The organism is Nitrosomonas sp. Is24 (assembly GCF_033063335.1).
In the GTDB taxonomy this organism is placed as follows: Bacteria; Pseudomonadota; Gammaproteobacteria; order Burkholderiales; family Nitrosomonadaceae; genus Nitrosomonas.
The window spans coordinates 1,312,212-1,338,347 of record NZ_JAWJZG010000001.1; the positions used below are offsets into that span (position 1 = coordinate 1,312,212).

Sequence of the window (26,136 nt, forward strand, 5' to 3'; positions counted from 1 at the left end):
ATTGAGTAGAAAATGGATCGACTGATTTATACATCAATGACCGGAGCCAACCATACGCTGAATCAAAAAGCGACCGTTGCTCAGAATCTTGCTAATGCATCAACGACGGGGTATCGCGCTGAAAGCAATGCATTTCGCGCAGTGCCGGTATACGGTGATGGCCTGCCTACACGCGCTTTTGTCGTTGATTCAACAACCGGCGCCGATTTTACCCCCGGTGCAATGCAAACTACCGGCCGTGATCTTGATGTTGCGGTTCGTGGTTCCGGATGGATTGCGATTCAATTGGATGATGGCAAGGAAGCTTATACGCGTAATGGCAGCTTGCAAGTCAGTCCCAATGGCATTCTGCAGACAAATGGCGGACATAAAGTGAAAGGCGATACTGGCATTATTACTCTACCACCCGACACTCGCATCACGATCGGTGTTGATGGAACCGTCTCATCTGTGCCGATTACGCCTCAACCCAATACCGTAGCGCAAGTAGGCCGGATCAAGCTGGTAAATCCTCCGGAAGATAAGCTTGTAAAGAGCACGGATGGCTTGTTCCGGCTCAAGGATGGCGGTGAGGCACCTGTTGATGCCAGAGTTAAGCTGGTCGATGGCACATTGGAAGAGAGCAACGTGAATGTGGTGCATGAAATGGTCAACATGATCGATCTGGCCAGGCAATTTGATATGCAAATGAAAATGCTGGATAACGCGCAGAATAATGCTCAGAAAGCCAGCGAAATAATGCTAGTAAGAGTCTAATTCGATAATAAATTTTAATAGGTAAATCATATGATACGTTCGTTATGGATTGCTAAAACAGGGCTTGATGCGCAACAAACCAAGATGGATGTGATTTCTAATAACTTAGCGAACGTCAGCACCAATGGATTTAAACGGGCCCGTGCTGTTTTTGAGGACCTGCTGTACCAAACGATACGTCAGCCCGGCGCTCAATCATCGCAACAAACGCAATTACCATCCGGGTTGCAGTTAGGAACGGGTGTAAAGCCGGTTTCTACCGAAAGTATATTTACTCAGGGTGGATTGCAACAAACCGAGAACCAACGTGATGTCGCCATACGGGGAGTGGGTTTTTTTCAGGTTTTGCTACCGGATGGTACAACGGCTTATACCCGCGATGGAGCATTTCAATCCGATCTGAATGGCCAGCTTGTGACTTCCAGCGGTTATGCTGTTCAACCTGCGATTACCGTTCCACCGAATGCGCTGGGTATCACGATAGCGCGCGATGGTACGGTAACCGCAACAGTTCCGGGGGCGGTCGCGCCCATTCAAGTCGGCAATATTCAATTGGCAAGCTTCGTTAATCAAGGCGGATTGTTAAAGATGGGTGAGAATTTGTATCAGGAAACCGCATCGAGCGGCGCTCCCAATCAGAATGCACCGGGTACCAACGGATTGGGGTTGCTGGAACAGAATTTTGTAGAAACTTCAAATGTAAACGTCGTGGAAGAGCTGGTGAATATGATTCAGACCCAGCGCGCCTATGAAATGAATTCCAAATCAATCGAAACTTCGGACCAAATGTTGCAACGATTGGCGCAGCTATGATTGATCGGGTTATCGGGGGTAGTGTGATGGACAATTTTAACCGGTATTTTTTCATGTTGGTGCTTGGCACACTTGTAACCGGTTGTGCTATGACACCTTCTACCACGACTTACCAGCCCAATACATTACGTGCTCCGCAACATGCAGCCGCAGTGGCTCAACCCAATGGCGCAATTTTGCAAATGGTTCACAGCACCACAGGCGGAGTGCGCTATACACCGTTATTCGAAGACCGGCGTGCGCGGAGTATTGGCGATACGATTATCGTCACTTTAAACGAAACAACCAACGCCAGTAAGAGCTCTGGAAGTAACGCAAGCCGCTCTGGCAGCATTGATTTTTCCGTGCCGAGCTTGCTGGGGATTCCGTTAAGTTTATTAAAGAAACACGCAACGGTTGAAGCTAAATCGAATAATAAATTTGATGGCAGCGGTGAAAGCTCAAGTAAAAATAATTTTAGAGGAACCATTACTGTAACAGTCATCGAAGCGCTACCGAATGGAAATCTGGTCGTGAGCGGTGAGAAACAGATCGGTATCAACCAAGGGCAGGAATTTATCCGATTGTCCGGAATTGTGAATCCGACTCACATCATGGGAAATACGATTTCTTCAACACAAATTGCTGATGCGCGTGTTGAATATCGAAGTAATGGCTATATTGACGAAGCGCAAACGATGGGGTGGTTGTCGCGCTTCTTTCTTTCGGTTACACCTTTCTAAACCGGAAATTGCTTAACTTGATTAATACTTCAGAAATCGGTATGTAAGATTATGAAAATCAGAAACATCGTTATTCTTCCTTTGCTTGCGCTGAGCGTACTGTTGCCGGGTATCAGCTTGGCCGATCGCATCAAGGATCTGGCATCGATTCAAGGTGTTCGCAACAATCAATTGATCGGGTATGGATTGGTAGTGGGTTTGGATGGTAGTGGCGATATGACAACGCAAACGCCATTTACAGTTCAGAGTGTCATCAATATGCTGGGTCAATTAGGCGTTAATCTGCCTCCCGGCACTAACCTGCAATTACGCAATGTTGCCGCTGTCATGGTGACAGCGACCATGCCAGCGTTCGCCAAGCCCGGTCAGCATATCGATATCACAGTGTCTTCCATGGGCAATGCCAAAAGCTTGAGGGGTGGAACGCTGTTACTGACTCCCTTGAAAGGAGCCGACAATCAAGTATATGCCATGGCTCAAGGAAATATTCTGGTTGGTGGTATCGGAGCCGCAGCTGGCGGTAGCAGTGTGCAAGTAAATCATCTCAGTGTCGGACGTATCACAAGTGGCGGTATTGTAGAACGCGAGATTCCAACGACGGTTGGGCAGGGCGATTTTATCAATCTTGAGCTGAATACAACGGATTTCACGACAGTAAACCGTATTGTTGATGCGATCAATGGACTTTATCCTACAGCCGCATCCGCCGTGGATGGCCGGGTAGTGCAGGTGAAAGCGCCGGTAGACAATAGCCAGCGCATTATGTTTATTTCTCAGATTGAAAGTTTGGACGTCAAACCGGCAAAAGCATCGGCAAAAGTAATTGTTAATTCACGTACCGGTTCAGTTGTCATGAATCAGGCGGTAACACTTGAATCAAGTGCGGTTGCACATGGCAATCTGTCCATAATCATCAATACCGAACCAGTGATCAGTCAGCCCGGCCCCTTCGCACAGCGCGGTGAAACAGTGGTCACGCAGCGATCGCAGGTCGAAATCCGAACCGATGAAGGAAATTTAATGTTATTGCCGAATGGAGCAGATCTTGGTGAAGTTGTGAAAGCTTTAACGGCGATCGGTGCTACCACTCAGGATTTGTTATCGATTCTGCAGGCGCTGAAAGCTGCCGGTTCACTACGCGCGGATTTGGAAATTATTTAACTTACTGGATATTAAGAATGGTTATTTCACCGGATATCTCAAGCAAACTTGCCGTTGATGCCAAAAGTGTTGATGACTTGCATTTAATGGCCAAAAAAAATCCAGACGAAGCGTTACAAAAAGTTGCGCAGCAGTTTGAAGCATTATTTATGAACATGCTGCTTAAAAGCATGCGCGAGGCGACACCTAAGGATGGAATATTTGATAGCCAGCAAACGCAGTTTTTTACCCAGATGCATGATCAACAGCTTGCACAAAAGATATCCACCAAAGGGATTGGTATTGCTGACATGATGGTTCAGCAATTATCCCGAAATAATAAATCGATCGAACCACAGACTTCAATCGGCCAAACAAATACCATTTTGTCAGCGATTAATTCCATTCAGCAAGCGCCATTAGTTGAGGGTATGCACCCGAATGATCAATCAGGACAGCTGTGGTCAATCCATCAGACGTCGTCCAATGTGGTGATGCCAGCAGGAAAAATCGATTCTGCAATTGAGGGATTCACTGCACCGATTCAGACGGATGTTCAGAAGAAAAGCGCACCCAGTCAATCGGGAAATTTTATCGATAAACTTTTACCGCATGCCAAAATCGCATCCGAATCAACCGGTATTCCACCTAATTTCATGTTGGCACAAGCTGCACTGGAAAGTGGATGGGGGAAACATGAGATTCGTCATGCGGATAATAGTCCAACCCATAATCTTTTTGGCATCAAGGCCGGTGCTAATTGGAAAGGGGACGTTGTGGAAAAAACAACGACTGAATATATCAATGGTGTGCCACAGAAAGCGATTGAAAAATTTCGTGCTTATAGCTCGTATGCAGAGGGATTCAATGATTATGCCAAGTTGCTTATGGATAATCCGCGCTACGCTAAAGTATTGAATTCGACGGATGCCGCGACTTTTGCTAATGGCCTTCAACGCGCTGGGTATGCTACTGATCCTATGTACGCTGAGAAATTAATGCGTATTCTGAATAGTGAGAAATTGCAAAATCGCGAATTTATCTAATGCGGAATTTTTCTTTAATTCTTCAGTCAGCGTGCCGATATTGCCATTATATATTTTTTAAGATCAAGAACTGAAAGAACATTATGGGAAATGGAATTCTTGATATCGCAGTTACTGGTTTAGCAACTGCACAAAACCAATTATTGACGGCCAGTCATAATATTAGCAATGCTGGCACGCCTGGTTTTAATCGTCAGCAAGTCTTGCTCAGCACAAATACACCGCAATCTGGTGGTGCAGGGTTTATCGGGCGCGGCGTTCATTCTTCTACAGTGCAACGGATATACAGTCAATTTCTTACTACCCAGTCACTACAGATACAAACACAGAGCCAGTCACTTGACAGTAACTATACTGAGATAAAGCAGCTGGACAACATGTTTGCCGAGGCTACATCGGGACTTTCACCCACATTGCAAAATTTTTTCAGTGCCATCCACGATGTTGCCACAAATCCCGGCGTCATTCCCTCGCGACAATCGATGCTGAGCAATGCTGATGCCTTAGTTGCACGTTTTCATAGTATGGATCAACGCATGTCGCAAATAAGGGAAGGGATAAATACACAAGTCAGCAGCACGGTCGTTCATATCAATTCATTGGCCAAGCAAATTGGAGAGATCAATAAGCAGATAATATGGGCGGAAGGTTCAGCCGGAGGGCAGCCTGCTAACGATATGCTGGATCAACGCGATGAACTTATTAATCAATTGAATAAATTGGTTAATACCGATACGGTGCGTCAAAGCGATGGTACGATGAATGTATATATCGGGAATGGGCAGGCGTTGGTGGTTGGTGCGCAAACCCTTTCCTTGGAAGCGATTAAAACACCGGATAGTCCGAATAATTTAACGATTGGGCTGGTTAATGGTAACAGCACAATTCAGCTTCCCGAGAATCAGATCACCGGTGGTACCTTAGGCGGTATTTTTTCTTTTCGCAGTAATACGCTTGATAATGCACAAAATTCGCTTGGGAGAGTCGCACTCACCTTGGCGCAAACTTTCAATGCACAACATCAACTCGGTATGGACTTGAATGGCGCTATGGGAACGAATTTTTTCACGTTACCTGCACCTAACTTAATCTCTGCATCGACTAATAGTTTGACATCCAACATCTCGATGGCGATTACTGATTATAGTGCGTTGACAACCAGTGATTACGAGCTTTCCTATGATGGAACAAACTATACGTTGACCAGATTATCCGATAACGTATCGGCTACACCATCGAGCAGTTTGCCGCTAACACTGGATGGCATATCGGTGACAAGCGCCACCATGCTGGCGAGTGAGAGATTCCGCATCCAACCTACGATCAATGGCGCAAAGGATATTGCGGTCAATATTAATGACACAACTAAGATAGCTGCGGCAAGTCCAAACCGGACCAGTGCCGCATCAACCAATAAAGGTACTGGCACTATCAGTGCTGGGACTGTAAATCCATTGCCATTGAACACTGATCTGCAACAACCTCTTACAATTACATTTAGCTCGCCTTCTAAATTTGATGTCACAGGGACAGGGATTGGATTACCTGCGACAAATCAGACGTATACAGCGGGTACGGATATCAGTTTCAATGGCTACACATTTCAAATTAGCGGTAGTCCTGCTGCCGGAGATGTTTTTACTGTCACCCCTAATAATAACGGTGTTGCCGACAATCGCAATATGTTGTTGCTGGGCGCATTGCAAGCAACGAATACGCTGGAGAATGGCACAGCCAATTACCAGACTGCTTACGGGCAGCTTGTCAGTCAGGTTGGTAACAAAACACGTGAGTTGGCGGTAACGAGTAAAGCGCAAGCCAATTTGCTGGCACAAACTCAACAATCCATTCAATCGGTATCCGGTGTGAATCTAGACGAAGAAGCTGCGAATTTGCTGCGTTTCCAGCAGGCTTATCAAGCTTCCAGCAAAATTATTGAAATGAGCAGTACTTTATTTGACTCAATTCTTCGTTTCGGTTGAAAAATAGAATAGAGGTAACTTGATATGCGAGTTAGTACAGGTACAATTTACGAAACTGGAACTAATTTAATGCTCCAGCAGCAAGAGAAACTGATTAATACACAACAACAATTGTCTACCGGACGGCGAATTTTAACGCCCTCGGATGATCCAATCTCGGCTGCGCAAGTATTAAATATTTCTCAATCAGCAGCACTCAATGAGCAATATTCGGTGAATCGATCCAGTGCGGGCTCTTCGCTTCAACTGGAAGAAAATGTGCTGCGGCAAGTGAACGGAATCCTGCAGGATGTGCACAGCTCAACCGTGTATGCGGGGAATGCGACACTGACTGATGCGGACAGAAAAACACTTGCTACTGAATTGCGCAGTAAACTGGAGTCACTCGTTGGTTTAGCCAATACAACCGATGAGAAAGGGCAATTTTTATTCTCAGGATTTCAAGCTAATACCAAACCTTTTGCGCAGACAGGATTAACTGTGCAGTACGTGGGAGATCAAGGGCAACGCTTAAACCAAGTGGGTCCTGCACGTCAATTGGCAGTCAGTGATTCCGGCACGGATGTTTTTGAACGCATCAAGAACGGAAACGGTGTTTTCGCTACCGCCGCTAGTTCGTCAAATATGGGGAGCGGTGTGATTGATGGGGGATCGGTGATAACTCCTTCGAGCCTTACCGGTGGTAATTATGAGATTACGTTTGCTGTGTCTGCAACTGGTGTTACAACCTACGATATTGTCAACACCTCGACAGGATCAACGGTTTCATCGGCTAATCCTTATGTAAGCAACAGTACAGTCAGTTTTGATGGAATGCAATTGAGTATTAAAGGAAATCCGGCTAATGGGGATAAGTTTACAGTGTCTCCAAGCAGCAATCAAAGCATTTTCAAAACAGTGGGAGACTTGATTACTGCATTGGAAACGACGTCTAGCGGACAACCTGGCGGTACCCGGCTGGCGAACAATTTAAAATCAACTTTACAAAATATCAATAACAGTTTGGAGCATGTGCTGTCGAAACAAGCTTCTATCGGAGCACGGTTACAAGAGATCGATACTTTGGAAAGTGTTGGCAGTGATCAAAATATTCAATTTGAGCAAATGCTTTCACAACTGCAAGATGTTGACTTTGCGCAAGCAACGTCTGATTTGCAGCGGCAGCAGCTTTATCTTCAAGCTGCACAGCAGTCGTACATCAAAATTTCCGGACTGTCTCTATTTAATTATATTTAGAGTTGCTCAGCCACGTTTTTCGCTAGTGGCGCGCTGGTAGTTTATGCCTTGATGGCCGATATCGTGACGAACCTGAGCGCCATCAAAACGGATGTTTTCAACCAGTTTATAAGCTGCCTGCTGAGCCATCCTTACACTATCGCCCAATACCGTTACACATAAAACGCGTCCGCCTGCTGTCACAATTTCATTTTCGTTCTTCCCGCCCATCGACGTTCCGGCATGAAAAATATGAAAGTTGCCAGTATTTTCCTGTTCTGTAATCAAATCTTGCAAACCGTAAATCACATCATTCTTTCTCGGATTTTCCGGATAACCCTGCGCGGCCATCACAACACCGAGTGCGGTACGCCGGTCCCATTCAATTTCCGCTTGATCGAGTGTCCCATGAACGGCATGCTCGATGAGCCCTAATAGATCACTTTTCAAACGTAGCATAATCGGCTGCGTTTCCGGATCGCCTAGGCGGCAATTGAACTCCAATACTTTTGCCTGATCTCCTGCTGTGATCATCAAACCGGCATAAAGAAACCCGGTATAGCGGATGCCATCTTGTTTTAACCCGTTAATGACCGGATCAATAATATTGCGCATGATATGCGCGTGCAGGCTGGGGGAAACAAAAGGAGCGGGTGAGTAAGCGCCCATACCGCCGGTATTGGGACCTTGGTCACCGTCATGAAGCCGTTTATGGTCCTGACTGGTTACTAACGGAAGGATGTGATTCCCATCGGTTACGACGATAAAGCTGACTTCCGTGCCTTGAAGAAATTCTTCGATAATGATTTCCTGTCCTGCGCTGCCAAGATGCTTCTCCACTAACAATGCATTCACAGCGGAATGCGCTTCTTCTCCCGATTGCGCGACGATGACGCCTTTTCCGGCTGCCAAGCCGTCGGCTTTGATGACAAGCGGAGCAGGATGTTGTTCAATATAGGCGTGCGCCAATTCGGGATTTGTAAATCTTGCGTAGGCGGCAGTCGGTATGCGATGCCGTTGCATGAATTCCTTGGCAAAGATTTTTGAAGTTTCAAGTTGCGCCGCTTGCCGGGTTGGGCCAAAGATTTTCAGGCCAGCTGCCTGGAATGCATCGACGATACCGGCAGCCAGTGGAATCTCGGGACCGACTATCGTCATTGCAATCGATTCTTTCGTTGCAAACTCGATTAATTCGGGAATGGATGTAATCGGGATATTTTCCAATCCGGGTTCCAGTGCAGTACCGGCATTGCCGGGGGCCACAAATACCTTATGCACACGCGGCGAGAGGCTTAGCTTCCAAGCCAAGGCATGTTCTCTGCCACCGCCGCCGATCACTAATAGTTTCATGATAACCAATATCTAATGCCTGAAATGACGGACACCGGTAAATACCATGGTGATTCCTTGTTCATCAGCCGCTGCAATTACTTCCTGGTCGCGGATACTGCCGCCCGGTTGAATAACGGCTGTAGCGCCGGCTTGAACGACCACATCCAGACCATCGCGGAACGGGAAGAATGCATCCGATGCGACAACGGATTGCGCCAGCGTTAGACCGGCTTGCTGTGCTTTGATGGATGCGATACGTGCGCTATCCACACGGCTCATTTGTCCGGCGCCGATGCCTATCGTCTGACCGTTGCGGCAAAATACTATCGCGTTGGATTTAACGAATTTCGCGGCGCGCCAGGCGAACAGCAGATCATTCAGTTGCTGCGGTGTCGGTTTTAATTGCGTGACGATTTTTAAATCGGCAGCGGTGATGTTTTGAATATCCGGTGTCTGTACCAGAAGACCGCCGCCAATCCGCTTCAGGTCGTACGTATTGTGTCCTGCCTGTAACGGTACAACCAGTACCCGGATATTGTTTTTCTGTGCCAGAAGCTGCTGCGCTTCCGGTGTGATTTCAGGTGCGATAATGACTTCAACGAATTGTTTTAGAACCGCTTCAGCGGTGTCTTTACCGATGCTCCGGTTAAATGCGATGATGCCGCCGAAGGCAGAGACGGGGTCGGTTGCAAATGCCAGCTGATAAGCGCGCAGCGTGGTTTCCGCAATGGCTATGCCGCATGGATTGGCGTGTTTGACAATCACACAAGCGGGGTCATCGAAAGTTTTGACACATTCCCATGCAGCGTCGGTATCGGCGATATTATTGTACGATAGCTCTTTACCTTGTAACTGTTGGTAATTTGCCAGGCTGCCGGGTGTGATGGTTTCATCCCGGTAGAAAGCCGCTTTCTGATGCGGGTTTTCGCCATAACGTAAAGGCTGTGCGATGGTGAAATTCAGATTCAGCGAATCGGGAAAATCTTTTTGCTGATAATCGCCATCCAGTGCGGTTAAATAATTACTGATGGCGCTGTCGTAAGAAGCAGTGTGCGTAAATGCTTTTTGCGCCAGTTGGAAGCGTGTCGCCAAGCTGATGGAACCATTATTTTCCGCCAGCTCCCGGCTGAGCGGTAAATAATCTAGGGGATCGGTGACAATAGCAACTTTCCGGTAATTTTTTGCGGCTGCGCGCACCATAGTGGGGCCACCGATGTCGATATTCTCAATGGCATCCTCGAAGCTGCAATCCGGGTTCGCGATCGTTTGCTTGAAAGGGTAGAGATTCACGATTACCAATTCGATATTGGGAATCGATGCTTGTTCGAGTGCCAGCTGATGCTCGGGTAAATCGTTACGCGCCAGTATGCCGCCATGAATTTTAGGGTGCAGCGTTTTGACCCGGCCGTCCAGCATTTCCGGGAAACCGGTATAGTCGCCCACTTCGATCACGCTGATTCCGGCTTGTTGCAATAATTTGGCGGTGCCGCCCGTGGACAGGATGGTGATGTCATGCTGAATCAATTTTTGGGCCAGTTCTATAATTCCGGTTTTTTCCGAAACACTGATGAGTGCGTATTTAATGGTCATTTAATTTGATATTGTTTCATTTTCTGACGTAGCGTATTGCGGTTTATCCCCAGTAACTCAGCAGCCTGAGTCTGGTTACCTTTGGTATATTGGATAGCGATTTCAATTAAAGGCTTTTCAACGCTGTGCATGACCATATTGTAAATATGGCATGGTTTTTCCCCGTCCAGGTCATTGAGATATCCGCTGATAGCTTTGCGTATGCAAGATGCAATTTCATTTTCCTTGATTGCATTCATAAACTGACTACTCCCCCTCTTTGATATAACTCAATCGTTGACCTTTCTCAGCTAATGTAGAGAAAAACTTATTGGTTTCATAAATTTGTTGATCGCTGGTTTGTAACTGATTCATTGACTGACGAAAGCTGGCAGATCCAACGAGCCCCTTGGTATACCAGGAAATATGCTTGCGTGCGATACGGATACCGGAGTATTCGCCATAGAATTCATACAAATCATGTAAATGATTGATGAGCACATGGTGAATTTCAGATACTTCGGGTGCTTGTAAATGTTGACCGGTGGTGAGGTAGTGGTTGATTTCACGGAATATCCACGGCCTGCCTTGTGCGGCGCGGCCTATCATAATCGCGTCTGCATTGGTGTAGGCAAGAATATCGCGGGCTTTTTCCGGCGTTGTGATATCGCCATTGGCGATGACAGGAATTTTAATGGCAGCTTTAACCGCTGCGATGGTGTCGTATTCGGCGGTGCCGGTGTATGCGCATGCGCGGGTGCGGCCGTGGATTGCGAGCGCTTGAATACCGGAATTCTCAGCGATATGCGCTATGGAAAGGGCGTTTTTGTGTTGTTTGTCCCAGCCAGTACGTATCTTGAGTGTTACTGGAATATCGACGGCTTTAACCACGGCATCCAAAATTTTTCCCACTAATTGCTCATCTTGCAATAAAGCGGAACCGGCCATGACATTGCAGATTTTTTTGGCTGGGCAACCCATATTAATATCGATGATCTGGGCGCCATTATCCACATTGTAACGTGCCGCTGCTGCCAGCATCTGCGGGTCGGCGCCGGCAATTTGCACGGAAACCGGCGAGACCTCGCCTTCATGGTCGGCGCGCCGTTGCGTTTTCTTGGAGCCCCACAGCAACGAATTGCTGGACACCATTTCTGACACTGCCATGCCTGCGCCCATCGTTTTGCACAATTGACGGAAGGGGCGATCGGTCACTCCCGCCATTGGCGCGACAATGAGTTTGTTTTTCAGAATGTGTGTGCCAATTTGCATGTAAGCGGTGTATGTGGGTTAAATAAGCAGTGATTACCGGGAAGCTTTAATTCGAATGACTGGCGTCTAAATCGCTGCATGGGAATATTCATATAATTCCCTCAGCGCACAATGGCGAATTATAGCTTTAGTTTTGCCGGGCAGATAGTGGATAGAGAATGAAATTATCCGCGCGCCCCGAATATCATGCGGCGGGCGACAAATCGTTTCAGCGGCGGCATGCAATCCAGTGTGCTCAAACCGATTCCACACGCATGTTTGAGTATTCCATTGCCGTTGGAAAAAAGTTTAATGAGGGAATCGGTAAAAATTCTCCCGCCACTGCTGTCCATTCGTCTTTTTTGCTGGTAGCCGGACAGCATCGCTGCTGTGCCGATTTCCCGCGCTGCGCTTTGGGTATTGATGGCTTCGCATGCTAATTCGTAGGCATCTCTCAGTCCCAGATTAAATCCTTGTCCGGCGACGGGATGCAATGTTTGGGCAGCATTACCGATCAATGCGGTGCGTTGCGAGGTAGTGGAAATTGCGTGTTTAAGTGTGAGCGGGAATGCCGATCTTTTTCCGGCGTGCGTGAATTTTCCCAGACGGTCGCCAAAATGCCGGTGCAAGCGGAGCAGAAAATCGCTATCGTTTAACGAGGTGATCTCTTGAACTGCTTCAGGGCTTACCGTCCAAACCAATGCGAAATCTTCTGCATTGGGTAGCAATGCGACGGGGCCATCGGCAGTAAAGCGTTCGTATGCAATGCCGGTTTGTTTTTTCTGCGCTTTGATATTGGCGACAACGGCGTATTGGTGGTAATCGTGCGTCTGATAGACGACATCAGGTAATTGCTGAGCCAATTTGCCGCCATCGGCCAAGACCAGCAGCTGAGCGGTTACTGTCTGTTCTTTCCCCTGGTAATTAAAATGCACCGTGCCTAGGTTTTCAGTAGTCTCTAACCGGGTGACGATCGCACCGGCAATATAACCGGCGGTACTGCCAGTCAAGCGGTGATGCATCGAGCAAAAAAGATCGTGATAGTTGACCACGAATCCTAATGCAGGAACACCGGCATCTTCCGGTGTTAAAACAGTCTGGCCGAAGCTGCCGCGATTGGAAATATGAATTGTCGTGATCGGTGTTTTTTTTGTCAGCTTGTTCCACACACCCAAGCGATGCAGGATTAAGTGGCTGCCGTGCGATAATGCGAGCGGGCGGGGATCTTCATCTTTTTCCGGTACGCCGCGTGCTTCCAGCAGTAGACTTGAGATACCGGTATCCTGCAGCGCAAGCGCTAAAGCCATGCCCACCGGTCCGCCGCCAATGATAACGATGTCATAATGATCAGTGATCATAGTGTTTCTTGAGATTTTTGCAGAATTATTTATGTGTGGTTGATAGACCGGATGCCATATTTTATCCGCGAACTCCGGTGGCAGCCCATGCATTCTGATTGGAGTCATGATTACTGCGTGTTGAATACGGCAGGAGAATAGCATATTGCCACGAATCGTGGAATGTGCGGTTGGGTAAGTCTGTTGTGATGCGCAGGCAAGAAAACGGCTTAAACTGTATAATCGCAGCGTTCAATATTTGAAATCGGTGAAGCCGGTTTCATGGAAGCAATGCTGCGGTGATAATTTGAGAATTTTCTGTGTGACTCAAAGAGGATAGGAAGGAATTTTGCATGATGAGATTTTTTGAAAATAAATTGGCAGGATGGATAATATTTTTACTTGCTATTGTTTCCACTGAAGTCTGGTCAGCGAATCTGGATAGCGAATTGATCAGTGCCGCCGATAAGGGTAATTTTCCACTGGTAAAAAAGATACTGGATTCTCAACGTATTGAGCAAGAAGAACTCAATGCGGCTTTTCTAGCGGCGGTTAAAAAGGGCCATGCGACTGTAATCGAGCGATTTATACAAGCAGGTGTGGATGTCAATTTAAGAGCGGATGATGACTATACTCCGTTGATGCGATCAGCTCGTGATGGCCGTGATCAGGCGGTGGAAATTTTGCTGGCTGCCGGTGCCGATGTCAATGCGCCGGCTGCGGAAGATGGCACGGCATTAATGATGGCGGCCGAGAAAGACCGCAGGAAAGCCATCGATCTGTTGCTGGCGGCAAAAGCCGAGGTGAGTGCAAAACGCGCCGATAGTATGACGGCGCTGACGCTGGCCGCGCAGCAAGGTCATCGGCAAGTCATTCAGACATTGATCAATGCCGGCGCCGATGTTAATTATCAATTGGAAAATGGCGCGACAGCGCTGATGCTGGCGGCACAGCTTGGCCATTTAGGTGCGGTTCATACATTGCTGGCGGCAAACGCCAATCCCAATCTGAAAGCCAGCAATAGCGCGACTGCACTGACATTGGCCAAACTTTATCATCATAAGGAAGTGATTGAATTATTGATAAAGGCGGGAGCCAAGTAGTCACTACTATGCTATCTTGATGTCCATCCAGATTTGAAAATGCGTTGTTATTGTTATAACCCAATGAATAGAGGAAATTCTAGATGAATGTTTTGGCAGTTTTATTTCTTGCTGCGACTGTTGCATTGCTTGCTGGTTGCGATGGTGAACCGAAAAGTGATAAATCAGAAGCAGGCTCAATATCCGCACCGTTGAATGAGATCACCAAATTGGGTGAGATTCCGTCCATCATGAGCGAAGGGCTGACAGAGGAAGAGAAAGCTGAGTTAAGAGATCAGATTATGCCCGGCGGTGTCGGTGACGTTAAAGCCGCCGAAGAGAAATTTAAAGCATTAATGGCCGATGCCAGAGCAGGCGATCCGGCTGCGCAAAACAGCTTGGGTGTCATGTACTACACCGGGGAAGCCGTATCCAAGACCTTATCCGGTCAAGTGTTGAATACTGATCCGGAATTGGCTGCCGGCTGGTTCTTCCGCGCTGCCGAACAAGGTTATGCCGATGCGCAATTTAATTTAGGATTGATGTACGCGAACGGCGAAGGTGTGCCGCAGGACATGGAACAGGCGGCGGAACTGTTCAAGAGTGCGGCCGAACAAGGTCATGTCGATGCGCAGAATAACCTGGGGGCCATGTATTTCACCGGAGAAGGCGTAGACAGGGATGAGAAAAAAGCGGTCGAGTGGTTTAAAAAGGCGGCCGCGCAAGGAAATGAAGATGCGCAAGCTAATCTCGATGCGATTAAAGCATCCGGAAAATAATGGCTCATTTTTCAGGCCGTGCGCTGTATGGCACGGCCATTTGCTGTCATTCGGCCAGATAGCCTAAGCGATATTGACTTCGTTGGATAAATACACATCCTGAATGGCGTGCAGCAGTTTGACGCCTTCGGCAAAAGGTTTCTGAAATGCCTTGCGCCCGGAGATTAATCCCATCCCGCCCGCCCGTTTGTTGATGACCGCAGTACGGATCGCCTGATGCAAATCATCGCTGCCGGATTCACCACCTGAATTGATCATACCGATCCGTCCCATGTAGCAATTGGCGACTTGATATCGCACCAAGTCGATCGGGTGTTCCGTTGTCAGCTCACTGTATACCTTAGGGTGCGTTTTACCGAATTTAATCGCGTTGTATCCGCCATTATTGGTCGCCATTTTTTGCTTAACGATGTCGGCACCGATGGTTACCGCCAGATGATTGGCTTGACCGGTCAGATCAGCGCTGACGTGATAATCCTTTTCGGTGGTTTTAAACGCGGCGTTACGGGTATAAGCCCACAAAATGGTGACCATGCCCAAGTTATGCGCATGTTCAAACGCTGCTGAAACTTCTTGGATCTGACGGCGGGACTCGTCCGAACCAAAAAAAACAGTCGCACCCACTGCACACGCGCCCATATCAAATGCCTGATTGACGCTGGCAAAAAGTGTTTGATCGTATTTATTGGGATAAGTCAGCAGTTCATTGTGATTGATTTTAAGAATCATCGGAATTTTGTGCGCATAGCGCCGCGCTACACTACCCAGCACGCCCAATGTGGATGCGACACCATTGCATCCGCCTTCAAGCGCCAAATCGACAATGCTCTTGGGATCAAAAAACATGGGATTGGGAGCAAATGACGCACCGGCCGAGTGCTCAACACCCTGGTCTACCGGAAGCAATGACAAATAACCGGTACCCGCTAAACGCCCTTGATTATAAAGCGCTTGTAGATTGCGCAATACGCTGGGTTTGCGGTTGCTCAATGCCATGACGCGATCGACAAAATCAGCACCGGGCAGCTGCAGGCTTTGCTTCGGTATGGTATGGCAGACATGATTGAGCAGCAGCTCGCTTTCACTACCCAGAACGGCGGAAATATTGGTCATTTTTGCTCCTGATTGAGGGACTATGGCTTGGTGCCACTTTGACTTGCTTACGGAGAAGTCATCTTAATCGATGCGCCGGGTTGAGAAAATAAGCATTATGCTTATTTCCATTGCGCATTAACTAAGTTACGCTGTCATTTATGTCTGAATGACGTTATTGTTAATCGCCAGGCGAATCAGTTGTGTGGTATTTTGTAATTGCAATTTTCGCATCAGATTGACATGATGAACACCGACGGTTTTCGGGCTGATGGCGAGTTTTTCCGCGATTTGCGTGCTGGAGTTTCCTTCCGCGATCAGTTTGAATATTTGAAATTCCCGCTTGGTAAGCATATCCAAAGGGTTTTCGCAGGTATCCTTGCGTGTTGCGTTGAGTGCCAGTGTTGCGGCTAACTCCGATTCGATATAAATTTTTCCCGCATTGACTTGCCGCACCGCCTGAACCATTTCTCCAATGCCGCTTTGTTTGCTGAGAAATCCGGTGGCTCCGGCTTTTAATGATCGTTGCGCCATCGTGACATTATTCAGCATGCTGAATACCAGGACGTGTGCCGCGGGATCTCTGGCTTTGATGCGCCGGATGGTTTCGAGTCCGCCGATGCCCGGCATGTTCAGATCCAGAATCGTCACATCCGGTTGATATTCCAAGTAGTATTGGTAACCGGACTCGCCATCGTCGGCTTCCCCGACAACGCAGATATCGGGTGTGCTCTCCAGCAACCGGCGATAACCGGTACGCACTACGGGATGATCATCAATCAACAGGATAGAGATTGGTTTCGTCATAATTTGAGTGTTCAATTGGCAGTTTAATATTGATTTCCGTGCCTTCATTGCATGCGCTGCGCACCGACAATGTGCCACCCATGGCAATGACGCGCTCACGCATACCGAGTAATCCTAATCCGCGAAATTGTTGATTGATATTATATCCCTTGCCGTTGTCTTCGATGGTGAGCAGCAAACAATCTTCCATGCACTCTAAACTGCTTTCACGGCTGAAGCTTATTTGTGCCCAGGTGGCTTCGGAGTGGTTGTAGATATTGTTCAAACCTTCTTGGATGATACGGAAGATGGCGATATTGATCGATTCGTGCAATTTATCCAGTTCACCGCTCAATTTGAATTCAAGAATGATCTGCGGATGGTGCGTGCTCCATTGCCGTTTCAGTTCCAATAAAGCATCGACCAATCCCAGCGTATCCAGCAACACGGGCCGCAATTTATGCAGCATTTCATGGATTACTTCATTCATTTTCTGAGTACAGTCGCGGATTGCGCGCGCACTGGCAGAACTTACCGAATCGGCCGGAGCGTTATTCAGAATGACTTCATTCTCGATGCGAATCACCGTAAGCCATTGCCCTAACTCATCGTGCAATTCACGCGCGAGTGAACGCCGTTCTTTTTCTTGCACTTGAAACAATTCTTTCATTAACCGTCTGTTTTCATTTAATAGGTTGCGATTAAGATTGATGGTTTTCTTAAGCTGACTGATGTCGGACATGATCATGAGGCAAGTGCTGTTATCACACATCACTGTGCTTTGCAGCCTGAGATAGTTTAGATGCTCATCTGCGTTCTTGATTTTTAGATCAACTGTGGTTTTTCCTGTGGTAACGAAAACTTTCTGCAAATAATCGGTAAAAATTTGCTTGTTGATATCAAAAAAACATTCCATGAAAGATTTGCCGATCAGCGATTCCCGGTCATTGTTGAGTAATTTCGCGCCCCTGAGATTGAGCGATAAAATGTGCCCGGTTTTGTCTAAAGTCAAGTAGCCGACTGGTGCATATTCGTAAAGATCTTCAAAGCGGCTGTGAGATTCACTCAATTGCTGCTGTGTTTCTTTAAGTTCCCGGTACTGCATCTCCAGTTCAAAGTGAGACGTTTGCAATTCGCTCAGTAGCTCGGTTTTGCTGAATTTTATATCGTCATCTTTTCTTCTTTGCTCTTCACTTTGCGTCATACTATCTCCTATTACTCATCCTACGCGTATGCTGGAGCTGTGCCCGGTGATTCAAGCATAACTGTATTTCATCTGCTAAGAATACGTAATGTTATAGTACCAAATTATTACAAATCATAACGCTATAATTTTATGAGAAAAATCCTACAAACGAAGGAACTGGAGATTACAGTGAAAGTTGCGGGTGCCGTACTGATGTTTTAAGCATTGATTTGCACGTCATGAAGGTTGAAACGGTTTGTCAGTACGATTAAACATTCTGGCTTTTGTTTTGGGGGTTGGTTTGCTGCAGCAGCAAGCTGACTTGCCCGCACTCGATTGGGCTTGGGGTTTCATCCCGATCCTGGCCGTCAGCGGATTGCTTGCGCGTTATTCATCGGACGCATCGATTACGCTACGCGAAATCTTACTGTGTCTGTTTTTCCTGGGGATCGGGTTTTTCTGGGCTGCGGCTTTGGCACAGTGGCGTTTGTCCGATATCTTGCCGCCAAGCTGGGAGCGGAAGGATATACAAATAACCGGCGTAGTGGCGAGTGTGCAGCACAGCAATGAACGTGGTATCCGCTTCCGTTTTGATGTAGAGCAGGTGATTACACCCGGTGCGATTGTGCCTCAACATCTTCTATTATCCTGGTTCAAAGAGCGGCAAACAGGAACGTACCGTTTGGAGCGGCCAAACCTGCACGCGGGGGAACGCTGGCGTATTACCGTGCGGCTCAAGCAGCCGCATGGCAGCATAAATCCACATGGCTTTGATTATGAAGTGTGGGCGTTGGAGCGTAATATTCGTGCAAGCGGATACGTGCGCCCATCGGTTGATAATGAACTTCTGCAACCAATGGTTTCAGCGCCCAAATACTGGGTTGAGCATATCCGTGAGGATATTCAGCAGCGTTTTGCCGCCAATTTACCCGGCCATGCGTATGCGGGTGTATTGCAAGCCTTGGCTATGGGCGATCAACACGCTATCCCGCGCGATCAATGGCAAATTTTCACCCGAACCGGCACCAATCATTTGATGGCCATTTCCGGGCTGCACATCACGATGATTTCCAGCATGATGTTTGCGCTGGTTTTCTGGTCATGGCGCTGGTCGGCTTATCTGACGTTACGTTTACCGGCACGCCGCGCTGCTGTCGTTGCTGGGCTGGTTGTGGCATTGGCTTATGCGGTTCTGTCCGGTTTTGCAATTCCGGCGCAGCGGACACTCTATATGCTGGCCGTTGTGGCAATTGCAGTATGGCGAGGGCAGCAATCTTCCGCAACAACGGTGCTGGCTTGGGCGCTGTTTTGGGTGGTTCTGCTCGATCCCTGGGCCGTCATGGCGCCCGGATTCTGGTTGTCGTTCGGTGCCATCGGACTCATTATGCTGATAACGGTAGGGCGGATTGGCAAAGTTCACTGGTTTACCGATTGGTTGCGGGTTCAGTGGGCGATCACCCTGGGGTTAATTCCGCTGTTACTGATTTTCTTCCAGCAGGTACCGATGGTATCGCCGCTTGCTAATGCTATTGCCATTCCGTTGATAAGTCTTGTGGTCGTGCCGCTGACTCTGTTGGCAGTGATACCGCTGTTTGACTTTATTTTGCCGGTGGCACACGAAGTTTTAAGCTTCGTTATGACGATATTGCACGCGCTGAGTGATTTTCCACAGGCCGTATGGCAGCAGCATACGCCGCCGCTGTGGACAATCTTGGCAGCCGTTTGCGGAATTTTGTGGATGCTGTTGCCCGGAAGTTTGGCAAGCGGATTCTTTGCAGGTTTCCCAGCACGCTGGCTCGGAGCGGTGGCGTTATTGCCGATGTTTTGGGTATTGCCTGCGCAACCCAAAAGCGGTGAGTTATGGCTGACGATCCTGGATGCCGGTCAGGGATTGGCCGTTGTGGCGCGTACAGCGCATCATACGGTGTTGTTTGATACTGGGCCTGGTTTTGGCGATACCGATAGCGGCAGCCGTATTGTCGTACCATACTTGCGTGGTGAGGGCATACGGAAACTGGATGCCATGATCGTATCGCACGCGGATACAGACCATAGTGGTGGTGCATTGTCGATAATGGATGAAATTCCGGTTGAGTTGCTGTTGTCTTCTTTGAACGATCAGCATCCCATACGACGCACTGCAAAGCATCACGATCAATGCCATGCCGGACAGTCATGGCATTGGGATGGCGTGCATTTTGAGTTGTTGCACCCATTACCGCAGGATTATGCAAATTCACAACGCAAAACCAATTCAAACAGCTGTGTGCTAAAGATCACATCGCTGCATGGCAGCGTATTACTACCGGCGGATATTGAAGGTAAAGATGAATTAGCGTTGCTTAGCCGCGCCAGTGAGAAGCTTCCGGCAACCGTGCTGATCGCGCCACATCACGGCAGCCTGTCATCGTCAACAATGAATTTTGTGCGGCAGGTGAGTCCGGCAGTGACAGTCTTTACGGTCGGTTACCTTAATCGCTATGGCCATCCGCGCGAAGAAGTAATGGCACGGTATCTCAACTTGAACAGCCGCTTGCTGCGCAGTGACAGAGATGGCGCGATCTTGCTGCGTTTTGCCAGTAATGGCTGGTCGGTTGAGAGTTGGAGACAATCAAACCGGCGCTACTGGCATCACAGCACAATCGAATAGATTGGATTGAAATGATGGGACTACTGCAATGAGTATCAATAGGATAGGGTTGGTATCGATAAACGAAGGTTGTCAGTGGGTTTTCCCTAGTGATCGTCATCGGGCAATTCGATATCGTTAAACACTACGGTGAACGAAGTACCCGCGCCGGGTTCACTGGTCACTTTGATTTTTAATTTATTATTTTCTGCCGCGATTCTTACGATGGACAAGCCAATTCCGCTGGTTGCCTTGTTATGCAGTGCCGCCCTGGGCGAATAAAAATATTCGTTGAATATATTCGGTAAGTCTTTATTCTCTATGCCTATACCGTGATCAGTAATGGTGATACTAGCACTTCGGTCCCGCTGATTGATGGCGGATGTAATTTCTACCGCTGTATTATCATGCGAATAGGTGATCGCATTGGTAATAATATTTTCCAGAAGTATTTCCAGTTGATCGGGGATAACCTTGCAATAGAAATTTTCAATCGATAAATTGAATGCGATATGTTTGGCATTGGCAACGAGCGTTAATTTCTCAATACATTTTTGCAGTGTGGTTTGAATGTCGATTGTCTCGAACACTGCGGTATTAAGACAGGTATCTTTCAAGCGCTCGAGTCTGAGCAAGTCGAGAATCAAGCTCGACATACTTTGTGCGCGGCTATCAATCTTGTCCAATGCTTCATTTACGCCGTCTGAAGCATCTCCGCAATAACCCCCTTTAATCAAATTGATTTTGCTGCGGATGGCATCCAACGGCGATTTGAGCTGATGCGTCATCAGCACGGCGTATTGATCTTTTTCGACTTGCGCCTGATTGATTTGCCTATAAGCATCCAGCAGGTGGCGCTCATGCGCCCGGACGATCAGGGAAAGTCTCGACACTACATACCAAACGATAAAAAATAAGATATCGAGAAAAAACATCCATAACATTGCCCCATCTTTACGCGCATTTTCCGACAGCAGATGATTGTTGACCAATGTTGACAGTGGCGTTTGCGTTTGCGTGATCAGGAAGTTATCAACAATGATAACTATCGTATCCATGAGACACACTAAAATGGTGACATACAAGCTTTCGCGGGTAGAAAAAAAGATGCAGGCAAGCGCAATATGCAGCACATAGAAAAATGAAATGGGTGTAGTCGTGCTGCCAATATAATGTACAACAACAGACAAACAGATCAAATCGACAATGATCTGTACCCATAGATTGATCGAGGGGGAGTTATATTTACCCGGTTTGAAACGGTCTAATGCAAAGATGTAAGCAATATTAGCGACAACCAGTACGATGATGATGGCGACCGGCCATTTTTGCTGCTCGCTGATTCCAAATTGCGTCAATACATTCGACGCCGATAGCATCAGGATTTCGAAGAAAACCAAAGTGACAATTAATGCCCAGCGGAAAGTAATAAACCAGCGAATATTACTGATTAATACATCATCGCTGAGCTTGAGTTTGTCGCCTTTTATTTCAAGCAGAATATTTTGACTATTGGATTTATCCCAGGAAAATTCAGTTGTCGCCATTTTCACATAATCCAACTAGGCAGCCTCTCCCGTATGCTTTAATCGATCGTTGATCGTTGCCAATAAGCTTACCGGTTCGACAGGTTTTTCCATGATACACACCCATTCGTGCGAGCCATCCTCAAAATAAGGTCTGATCATATCGCCCAAGGAGGTGAGAAAAATGGTTTGTATTTGTGGAAAGCGTTTGTGAATCTTTGCATAGGTAGTCAAACCGGAATCCATGGATTCGACCATTACATCAAGAATTGCCAGATCAGGGCGTTTGCTTTCATCTTCCAGTGAATCGATAAAATCTTGCATGGACAGATAACTGCTAACTTCATATCCATTCTTGCAAAGAATCCGTTCAACCGCTTCGCGGATATCGGAATCATCGTCAACATGTGCTATTCGTGGTGCCATCATCATTCTCCTAACTTCATCGTGTGAACCCGGTCAGGCTTCTTACAAGAAAGAAACCGTTTGCTCACCGGGGATATTCTTGAGCCGATCATATCTTAGCAAATGTGAAAAATATGTGAAGTATAAAACGGCAGATATCGATAATATATGAGTTCTAGCAGGATATATGCTGTAACTCAATGAACCGTCGGCCCTGCCTCGCGGAATATGGTATCAACCGCCAGCGCATCCAGACGGTACTCACGATTGCAGATGTCATCGTTGACAACCACTTCGCCGAATTCTTTCAGGATTGAATCGACTTCCTCGCGGCCGAGCGAATGTAGCATGGCGTATATCTTGGCGGGATCTTCCCGGCAGCCGTACTGGATGGTTTGTGCATCGAAAATGCGGATGGTTTCTTGATAAAACAGGCGGGTCAGTATTTCTTCCACAGTCAAGTCGAATAGTGCATGATCATGCACTGTCGCCGCCAGTGCTTCGGCGCGCGCCCAGCCGTTGGGGTCTTGCAGATCGGCATTAGGCAGTTTTTGCAGCAATAAGCCAAAAATGGCGGTATCCGTGGTGATCAAAAATAAGCGCGAGGGCAGTTGCTCGGATTGGCGGAAGTAATGCTCAAAGATTTCGGCGATATTGTTGCCGTCGAGCGGTACGATGCTTTGATAACACTCGCGCATCGACGGCATGTCCAATGTGATCAGCAATTGACCATCACCGAGCAGTTCGGACACAGGCTGCGCTGCGATGTTTTCTGCGTGTTTTGCCATGCCGCGAATATGTAAAGTATCGGTGCAGTCGATAACCAACATCGAAACGGGACCATTGCCATTCAATTGGATGGTCAACCGGCCGGCTTGCTTGAGATTTTCGCCCAGCAGCAGGGTGACGGCGCTCATCTCTCCTACCAGCTGGGTCACCGGTTGTGGATAGTTGCGCCCGGTTAATAGGGCTTGCCAAACCGAGTCGAGGTGTACGATGGCACCGCGGATGTCCAGATTTTCCAGAAGAAAGCGTTGTACATAGTTGTTGCTCATTCTAAGGCCTTCGGTTGTAAGAAACCGTCATTATAACCGGTTGTGTTGCAATGCCACCCATGCCTGGCCTAATGCAACTGCGCTGTCATCCGGCAACATCTGCCGTGCGATGAAGATTTGGAGCGGCGATGCAATCAAGTGATGGATCAAGCCGTGCCGCAATATCGCGTTATGAAAACAACCGCCACCCAGCGCTACCTGTGAAATATGATGTTGCTCGGCCGCCTGCACAATCCACGCCGCCAATCCGGCAACCAGTGTGGCATGAAATAGCGCGGCGCCGTAGGCGGCATCATGTCCGGCATCACGGCAATCGATCAATGCCGACAGTAAGGACGAGAAATCCAGTTGGTTGTCAGCGCTGATGCGATAACCGTCCATCAGCGCACCAGTTTCTCCATGTTGTTCGGCGAGTTGCTGCAATTGTATGGCGGCTTGTGCTTCATGCGATTGAATCGCATTGACGTCCAGCAATCCGGCCGCTGCGTCGAACAAGCGCCCCATGCTGGATGTATGGGGACAATTCAGATTTTGTGCCAGCATCGCGGCAACCGTCGCCGCCGCCGGTTGATCTGGAAAACGCGAGGTAATTTCAGCGCTGCGGTTTAAGCGGAATAACGCTGCCGCGGCCATGCGCCACGGTTCTTGTGCGGCCCGATCGCCGCCTGGCAAAGCCAAAGTCGTCAGGTGACCGAGCCGGTCAAAACGAGCGCCATCGACCAATAGCAACTCACCGCCCCAAGGTGTGTTGTCCGTTCCCAGACCGACACCATCCAGCGCCAAGCCTAATACCGGCTGAATCAATTGGTGTTCGGCGCAAATGGCAGCGATGTGGGCATGATGATGCTGTACGGCCAATGCAGGAATACGCCGCTGTTCAGCGTATGTTTGCGCAAATTGCGTGCTGTAAAAATCCGGATGCAGGTCGTGCGTGACGATTTCCGGCTGAATGGAATAATCCTGGCATAGACGCTGCACGGTTCGATTTAGTTGCTGACGAGCTTCTACTGTTGCCAAGTCGCCAATCAACGGAGAGATATGTGCACGATGGCCTTGCGTTACACAAATGGTATTTTTCAGCCAGGCGCCGCAAGCTAGAACGGAAGGACCGCTGATGGCCAGCGGGATAGTGGTACCGCGTGGATTAGCCAAGCGCGGAATCGATATGTTGCGGAGACTCGCTTGCTGCTGCGCGAAGGCATTCCGCGCTAATCCAATCAATCCAGGCCTGCATGCCGCTGCCTTGCGTGGCGGAAATTTGCAGCACGGGTAATCCGGGATGAACGCGGTGCGCATAGTCAATGGTCAAATCGACATCAAAAGTTAAGTGGGGCAGCAAATCGCATTTATTCAGCAACATTAAATCGGCGGCATGAAACATGTCGGGATATTTCAGCGGTTTATCTTCGCCTTCGGTGGCGGACAGAATGACCACTTTGTGCGCTTCACCCAAATCAAAACCGGATGGACACACCAGATTGCCGACGTTTTCGATGAATAACACGCTGTTATCTGCTACAACCATTTGCTGTAAAGCTTGGCCAATCATGTGCGCATCCAAATGACAGCCTTTACCAGTGTTGATTTGCAATGCCGGGACACCGGTTGCGCGGATACGTGCGGCGTCGTGGTCGGTTTGCTGATCGCCCTCGATCACCGCAATCGGGAACCGGTCGCGCAGCATTTCAATCGTTTTGACGAGCAACGTGGTTTTGCCGGAACCCGGACTGGAAACCAGATTCAGTGCAAAAATACCGTGCTCGGCTAAATACCGGCGATTTTCAGCAGCGAATTGGTTATTTTTTGCCAGAATATCACGCTCAATTTTCACCATTCGCGTTTGATTCATACCGGGCGCGTGCGTACCCGCGATGCCGGTGCCGAAATGCAGCGTATCGGCTGCGTGATTGGCTGTTACGGGTGCGGCTACTTTTTCATGCGCATGATCATGCGCGGATTGCAACGGGCGATAGTGAAGCCGGGTATTTGAATGATGCCGCGACCGCATCGATTGACCGTTAATGCGCGTTTGCCCAATGCCGCAACCACAAGTTGTACACATAATCGATTCCTTTTATTCCACTTCCAGTTCCTTGATGCGCATGCCATCGCCTTGCGTGACATTCAGCCCATAGCCGCCGCACTGTGGACACGCCTGATGGTAGGCGGCGATCATAGTAACTTGATGGCATTGATCGCACATCGCCTGTCCAGTGATTTCGATAATTTCCAGCTTGGCCTGCCGGGCGATACTGTCTTCCGTTACCACAGCAAAAAAGAAACGCAGCGATTCCTGCTCGACACAAGCCAGTTGGCCGATTTCCAGCCATACCGTTTTGACTTGTGTGAATTTTTGCTCAACCGCGGCGTCTTCAATGAGCTGTAAGATGCTTTCGGCAAGCGATAGCTCATGCATGTATTACCTCATTATCC

24 protein-coding genes are annotated in these 26,136 nt (G+C 48.1%); 10 read left to right on the forward strand and 14 right to left on the reverse strand.

Annotated features, from left to right (window positions below; all coding sequences use genetic code 11):
- The first annotated feature begins 12 nt into the window (after positions 1-12).
- The 7 genes from flgF (at position 13) to flgL (ending at position 7,695) form a co-directional block, all read left to right on the forward strand.
- Positions 13-756, forward strand: coding sequence for a flagellar basal-body rod protein FlgF (gene flgF / locus R2103_RS05885; RefSeq protein ID WP_317530570.1), 744 nt, complete (start codon positions 13-15; stop codon positions 754-756).
- A gap of 30 nt (positions 757-786) precedes the next feature.
- Entirely contained in the window at positions 787-1,569 is a 783-nt protein-coding gene (gene flgG, locus R2103_RS05890; RefSeq protein ID WP_317530571.1) for a flagellar basal-body rod protein FlgG, read from the forward strand.
- Entirely contained in the window at positions 1,566-2,291 is a 726-nt protein-coding gene (locus R2103_RS05895; RefSeq protein WP_317530572.1) for a flagellar basal body L-ring protein FlgH, read from the forward strand. The genes flgG and R2103_RS05895 overlap by 4 nt, the downstream gene beginning before the upstream one ends.
- 51 nt (positions 2,292-2,342) lie before the next feature.
- Positions 2,343-3,452 (forward strand): flagellar basal body P-ring protein FlgI, encoded by a 1,110-nt coding sequence (locus R2103_RS05900; RefSeq protein WP_317530573.1) that lies wholly within the window; start codon positions 2,343-2,345, stop codon positions 3,450-3,452.
- A 17-nt stretch (positions 3,453-3,469) separates the two neighbouring features.
- Positions 3,470-4,477 carry a flagellar assembly peptidoglycan hydrolase FlgJ gene (flgJ, locus tag R2103_RS05905; RefSeq protein WP_317530574.1) on the forward strand — a complete coding sequence of 336 codons (1,008 nt, stop codon included), beginning with the start codon at positions 3,470-3,472 and terminating at the stop codon, positions 4,475-4,477.
- A gap of 83 nt (positions 4,478-4,560) precedes the next feature.
- Positions 4,561-6,459 (forward strand): flagellar hook-associated protein FlgK, encoded by a 1,899-nt coding sequence (gene flgK, locus R2103_RS05910; protein ID WP_317530575.1) that lies wholly within the window; start codon positions 4,561-4,563, stop codon positions 6,457-6,459.
- 24 nt (positions 6,460-6,483) lie between these two features.
- The gene (gene flgL, locus R2103_RS05915; RefSeq protein ID WP_317530576.1) at positions 6,484-7,695 is read left to right on the forward strand and encodes a flagellar hook-associated protein FlgL; all 1,212 of its coding nucleotides are present in this window, start codon (positions 6,484-6,486) and stop codon (positions 7,693-7,695) included.
- A gap of 6 nt (positions 7,696-7,701) precedes the next feature.
- Here the strand turns inward: flgL and purD are convergent, their stop codons facing one another.
- The 5 genes from purD to R2103_RS05940 all read right to left on the reverse strand — a co-directional run bounded on the left by purD (position 7,702) and on the right by R2103_RS05940 (position 13,184).
- A complete protein-coding gene (gene purD / locus R2103_RS05920) occupies positions 7,702-9,024 on the reverse strand; it encodes a phosphoribosylamine--glycine ligase (RefSeq protein ID WP_317530577.1) in 1,323 nt (440 codons plus the stop codon).
- 12 nt (positions 9,025-9,036) lie between these two features.
- The gene (purH, locus tag R2103_RS05925; protein ID WP_317530578.1) at positions 9,037-10,596 is read right to left on the reverse strand and encodes a bifunctional phosphoribosylaminoimidazolecarboxamide formyltransferase/IMP cyclohydrolase; all 1,560 of its coding nucleotides are present in this window, start codon (positions 10,594-10,596) and stop codon (positions 9,037-9,039) included.
- Positions 10,593-10,835, reverse strand: a complete 243-nt coding sequence (locus R2103_RS05930; protein ID WP_108697756.1) for a helix-turn-helix domain-containing protein — start codon at positions 10,833-10,835, stop codon at positions 10,593-10,595. Before R2103_RS05930 ends, purH begins: the two co-directional genes overlap by 4 nt.
- 7 nt (positions 10,836-10,842) lie before the next feature.
- Positions 10,843-11,847: a tRNA dihydrouridine synthase DusB gene (gene dusB / locus R2103_RS05935; RefSeq protein WP_317530579.1), complete on the reverse strand. Its 1,005-nt coding sequence runs from the start codon at positions 11,845-11,847 to the stop codon at positions 10,843-10,845.
- A gap of 164 nt (positions 11,848-12,011) precedes the next feature.
- A complete protein-coding gene (locus R2103_RS05940; RefSeq protein WP_317530580.1) occupies positions 12,012-13,184 on the reverse strand; it encodes an FAD-dependent monooxygenase in 1,173 nt (390 codons plus the stop codon).
- 332 nt (positions 13,185-13,516) lie between these two features.
- Here R2103_RS05940 and R2103_RS05945 point away from each other — a divergent pair, with 332 nt between their 5' ends.
- Together R2103_RS05945 and R2103_RS05950 are read left to right on the forward strand one after the other, a co-directional pair.
- Complete coding sequence (locus R2103_RS05945; RefSeq protein WP_317530581.1) at positions 13,517-14,266, forward strand: ankyrin repeat domain-containing protein; 750 nt, start codon at positions 13,517-13,519, stop codon at positions 14,264-14,266.
- Between the two features lie 83 nt (positions 14,267-14,349).
- A complete protein-coding gene (locus R2103_RS05950) occupies positions 14,350-15,024 on the forward strand; it encodes a tetratricopeptide repeat protein (RefSeq protein ID WP_317530582.1) in 675 nt (224 codons plus the stop codon).
- Positions 15,025-15,087: 63 nt separating this feature from the next.
- Here the strand turns inward: R2103_RS05950 and R2103_RS05955 are convergent, their stop codons facing one another.
- The 3 genes from R2103_RS05955 to R2103_RS05965 form a co-directional block, all read right to left on the reverse strand.
- Positions 15,088-16,137 (reverse strand): class I fructose-bisphosphate aldolase, encoded by a 1,050-nt coding sequence (locus tag R2103_RS05955; protein ID WP_317530583.1) that lies wholly within the window; start codon positions 16,135-16,137, stop codon positions 15,088-15,090.
- 138 nt (positions 16,138-16,275) lie between these two features.
- The gene (locus R2103_RS05960; RefSeq protein WP_317530584.1) at positions 16,276-16,923 is read right to left on the reverse strand and encodes a response regulator transcription factor; all 648 of its coding nucleotides are present in this window, start codon (positions 16,921-16,923) and stop codon (positions 16,276-16,278) included.
- Positions 16,892-18,106 (reverse strand): ATP-binding protein, encoded by a 1,215-nt coding sequence (locus R2103_RS05965; RefSeq protein WP_317530585.1) that lies wholly within the window; start codon positions 18,104-18,106, stop codon positions 16,892-16,894. Before R2103_RS05965 ends, R2103_RS05960 begins: the two co-directional genes overlap by 32 nt.
- A gap of 238 nt (positions 18,107-18,344) precedes the next feature.
- On the opposite strand from R2103_RS05965, the gene R2103_RS05970 reads away from it, so the two are divergent.
- Positions 18,345-20,738 (forward strand): DNA internalization-related competence protein ComEC/Rec2, encoded by a 2,394-nt coding sequence (locus tag R2103_RS05970; protein WP_317530586.1) that lies wholly within the window; start codon positions 18,345-18,347, stop codon positions 20,736-20,738.
- A gap of 86 nt (positions 20,739-20,824) precedes the next feature.
- On the opposite strand, the gene R2103_RS05975 is transcribed toward R2103_RS05970, so the two are convergent.
- The 6 genes from R2103_RS05975 to hypA all read right to left on the reverse strand — a co-directional run bounded on the left by R2103_RS05975 (position 20,825) and on the right by hypA (position 26,119).
- The gene (locus tag R2103_RS05975) at positions 20,825-22,264 is read right to left on the reverse strand and encodes a HAMP domain-containing sensor histidine kinase (protein WP_317530587.1); all 1,440 of its coding nucleotides are present in this window, start codon (positions 22,262-22,264) and stop codon (positions 20,825-20,827) included.
- Positions 22,265-22,279: 15 nt separating this feature from the next.
- Positions 22,280-22,669 carry a response regulator gene (locus R2103_RS05980; RefSeq protein WP_317530588.1) on the reverse strand — a complete coding sequence of 130 codons (390 nt, stop codon included), beginning with the start codon at positions 22,667-22,669 and terminating at the stop codon, positions 22,280-22,282.
- Positions 22,670-22,845: 176 nt separating this feature from the next.
- Positions 22,846-23,703 (reverse strand): Hsp33 family molecular chaperone HslO, encoded by an 858-nt coding sequence (locus R2103_RS05985; RefSeq protein ID WP_317530589.1) that lies wholly within the window; start codon positions 23,701-23,703, stop codon positions 22,846-22,848.
- A gap of 30 nt (positions 23,704-23,733) precedes the next feature.
- Positions 23,734-24,924, reverse strand: coding sequence for a carbamoyltransferase HypF (locus R2103_RS05990; protein ID WP_317530590.1), 1,191 nt, complete (start codon positions 24,922-24,924; stop codon positions 23,734-23,736).
- The gene (hypB, locus tag R2103_RS05995) at positions 24,848-25,765 is read right to left on the reverse strand and encodes a hydrogenase nickel incorporation protein HypB (RefSeq protein WP_317530591.1); all 918 of its coding nucleotides are present in this window, start codon (positions 25,763-25,765) and stop codon (positions 24,848-24,850) included. The genes R2103_RS05990 and hypB overlap by 77 nt, the downstream gene beginning before the upstream one ends.
- A gap of 12 nt (positions 25,766-25,777) precedes the next feature.
- Entirely contained in the window at positions 25,778-26,119 is a 342-nt protein-coding gene (hypA, locus tag R2103_RS06000) for a hydrogenase maturation nickel metallochaperone HypA (RefSeq protein WP_317530592.1), read from the reverse strand.
- Positions 26,120-26,136 lie beyond the last annotated feature (17 nt).

Excerpts from the sequence above, each read along its gene's own strand:
- R2103_RS05965 (WP_317530585.1), bottom strand. The coding sequence starts at position 18,106 with ATGACGCAAAGTGAAGAGCAAAGAAGAAAAGATGACGATATAAAATTC.
- purH (WP_317530578.1), bottom strand. The coding sequence starts at position 10,596 with ATGACCATTAAATACGCACTCATCAGTGTTTCGGAAAAAACCGGAATT.
- R2103_RS05930 (WP_108697756.1), bottom strand. The coding sequence starts at position 10,835 with ATGAATGCAATCAAGGAAAATGAAATTGCATCTTGCATACGCAAAGCT.
- R2103_RS05955 (WP_317530583.1), bottom strand. The coding sequence starts at position 16,137 with ATGACCAATATTTCCGCCGTTCTGGGTAGTGAAAGCGAGCTGCTGCTC.
- flgF (WP_317530570.1), top strand. The coding sequence starts at position 13 with ATGGATCGACTGATTTATACATCAATGACCGGAGCCAACCATACGCTG.
- R2103_RS05895 (WP_317530572.1), top strand. The coding sequence starts at position 1,566 with ATGATTGATCGGGTTATCGGGGGTAGTGTGATGGACAATTTTAACCGG.
- R2103_RS05950 (WP_317530582.1), top strand. The coding sequence starts at position 14,350 with ATGAATGTTTTGGCAGTTTTATTTCTTGCTGCGACTGTTGCATTGCTT.
- R2103_RS05975 (WP_317530587.1), bottom strand. The coding sequence starts at position 22,264 with ATGGCGACAACTGAATTTTCCTGGGATAAATCCAATAGTCAAAATATT.
- flgJ (WP_317530574.1), top strand. The coding sequence starts at position 3,470 with ATGGTTATTTCACCGGATATCTCAAGCAAACTTGCCGTTGATGCCAAA.
- flgL (WP_317530576.1), top strand. The coding sequence starts at position 6,484 with ATGCGAGTTAGTACAGGTACAATTTACGAAACTGGAACTAATTTAATG.
- hypA (WP_317530592.1), bottom strand. The coding sequence starts at position 26,119 with ATGCATGAGCTATCGCTTGCCGAAAGCATCTTACAGCTCATTGAAGAC.
- R2103_RS05985 (WP_317530589.1), bottom strand. The coding sequence starts at position 23,703 with ATGAGCAACAACTATGTACAACGCTTTCTTCTGGAAAATCTGGACATC.
- R2103_RS05940 (WP_317530580.1), bottom strand. The coding sequence starts at position 13,184 with ATGATCACTGATCATTATGACATCGTTATCATTGGCGGCGGACCGGTG.
- dusB (WP_317530579.1), bottom strand. The coding sequence starts at position 11,847 with ATGCAAATTGGCACACACATTCTGAAAAACAAACTCATTGTCGCGCCA.
- R2103_RS05980 (WP_317530588.1), bottom strand. The coding sequence starts at position 22,669 with ATGGCACCACGAATAGCACATGTTGACGATGATTCCGATATCCGCGAA.
- flgK (WP_317530575.1), top strand. The coding sequence starts at position 4,561 with ATGGGAAATGGAATTCTTGATATCGCAGTTACTGGTTTAGCAACTGCA.
- R2103_RS05945 (WP_317530581.1), top strand. The coding sequence starts at position 13,517 with ATGATGAGATTTTTTGAAAATAAATTGGCAGGATGGATAATATTTTTA.
- R2103_RS05960 (WP_317530584.1), bottom strand. The coding sequence starts at position 16,923 with ATGACGAAACCAATCTCTATCCTGTTGATTGATGATCATCCCGTAGTG.
- hypB (WP_317530591.1), bottom strand. The coding sequence starts at position 25,765 with ATGTGTACAACTTGTGGTTGCGGCATTGGGCAAACGCGCATTAACGGT.
- R2103_RS05900 (WP_317530573.1), top strand. The coding sequence starts at position 2,343 with ATGAAAATCAGAAACATCGTTATTCTTCCTTTGCTTGCGCTGAGCGTA.
- purD (WP_317530577.1), bottom strand. The coding sequence starts at position 9,024 with ATGAAACTATTAGTGATCGGCGGCGGTGGCAGAGAACATGCCTTGGCT.
- flgG (WP_317530571.1), top strand. The coding sequence starts at position 787 with ATGATACGTTCGTTATGGATTGCTAAAACAGGGCTTGATGCGCAACAA.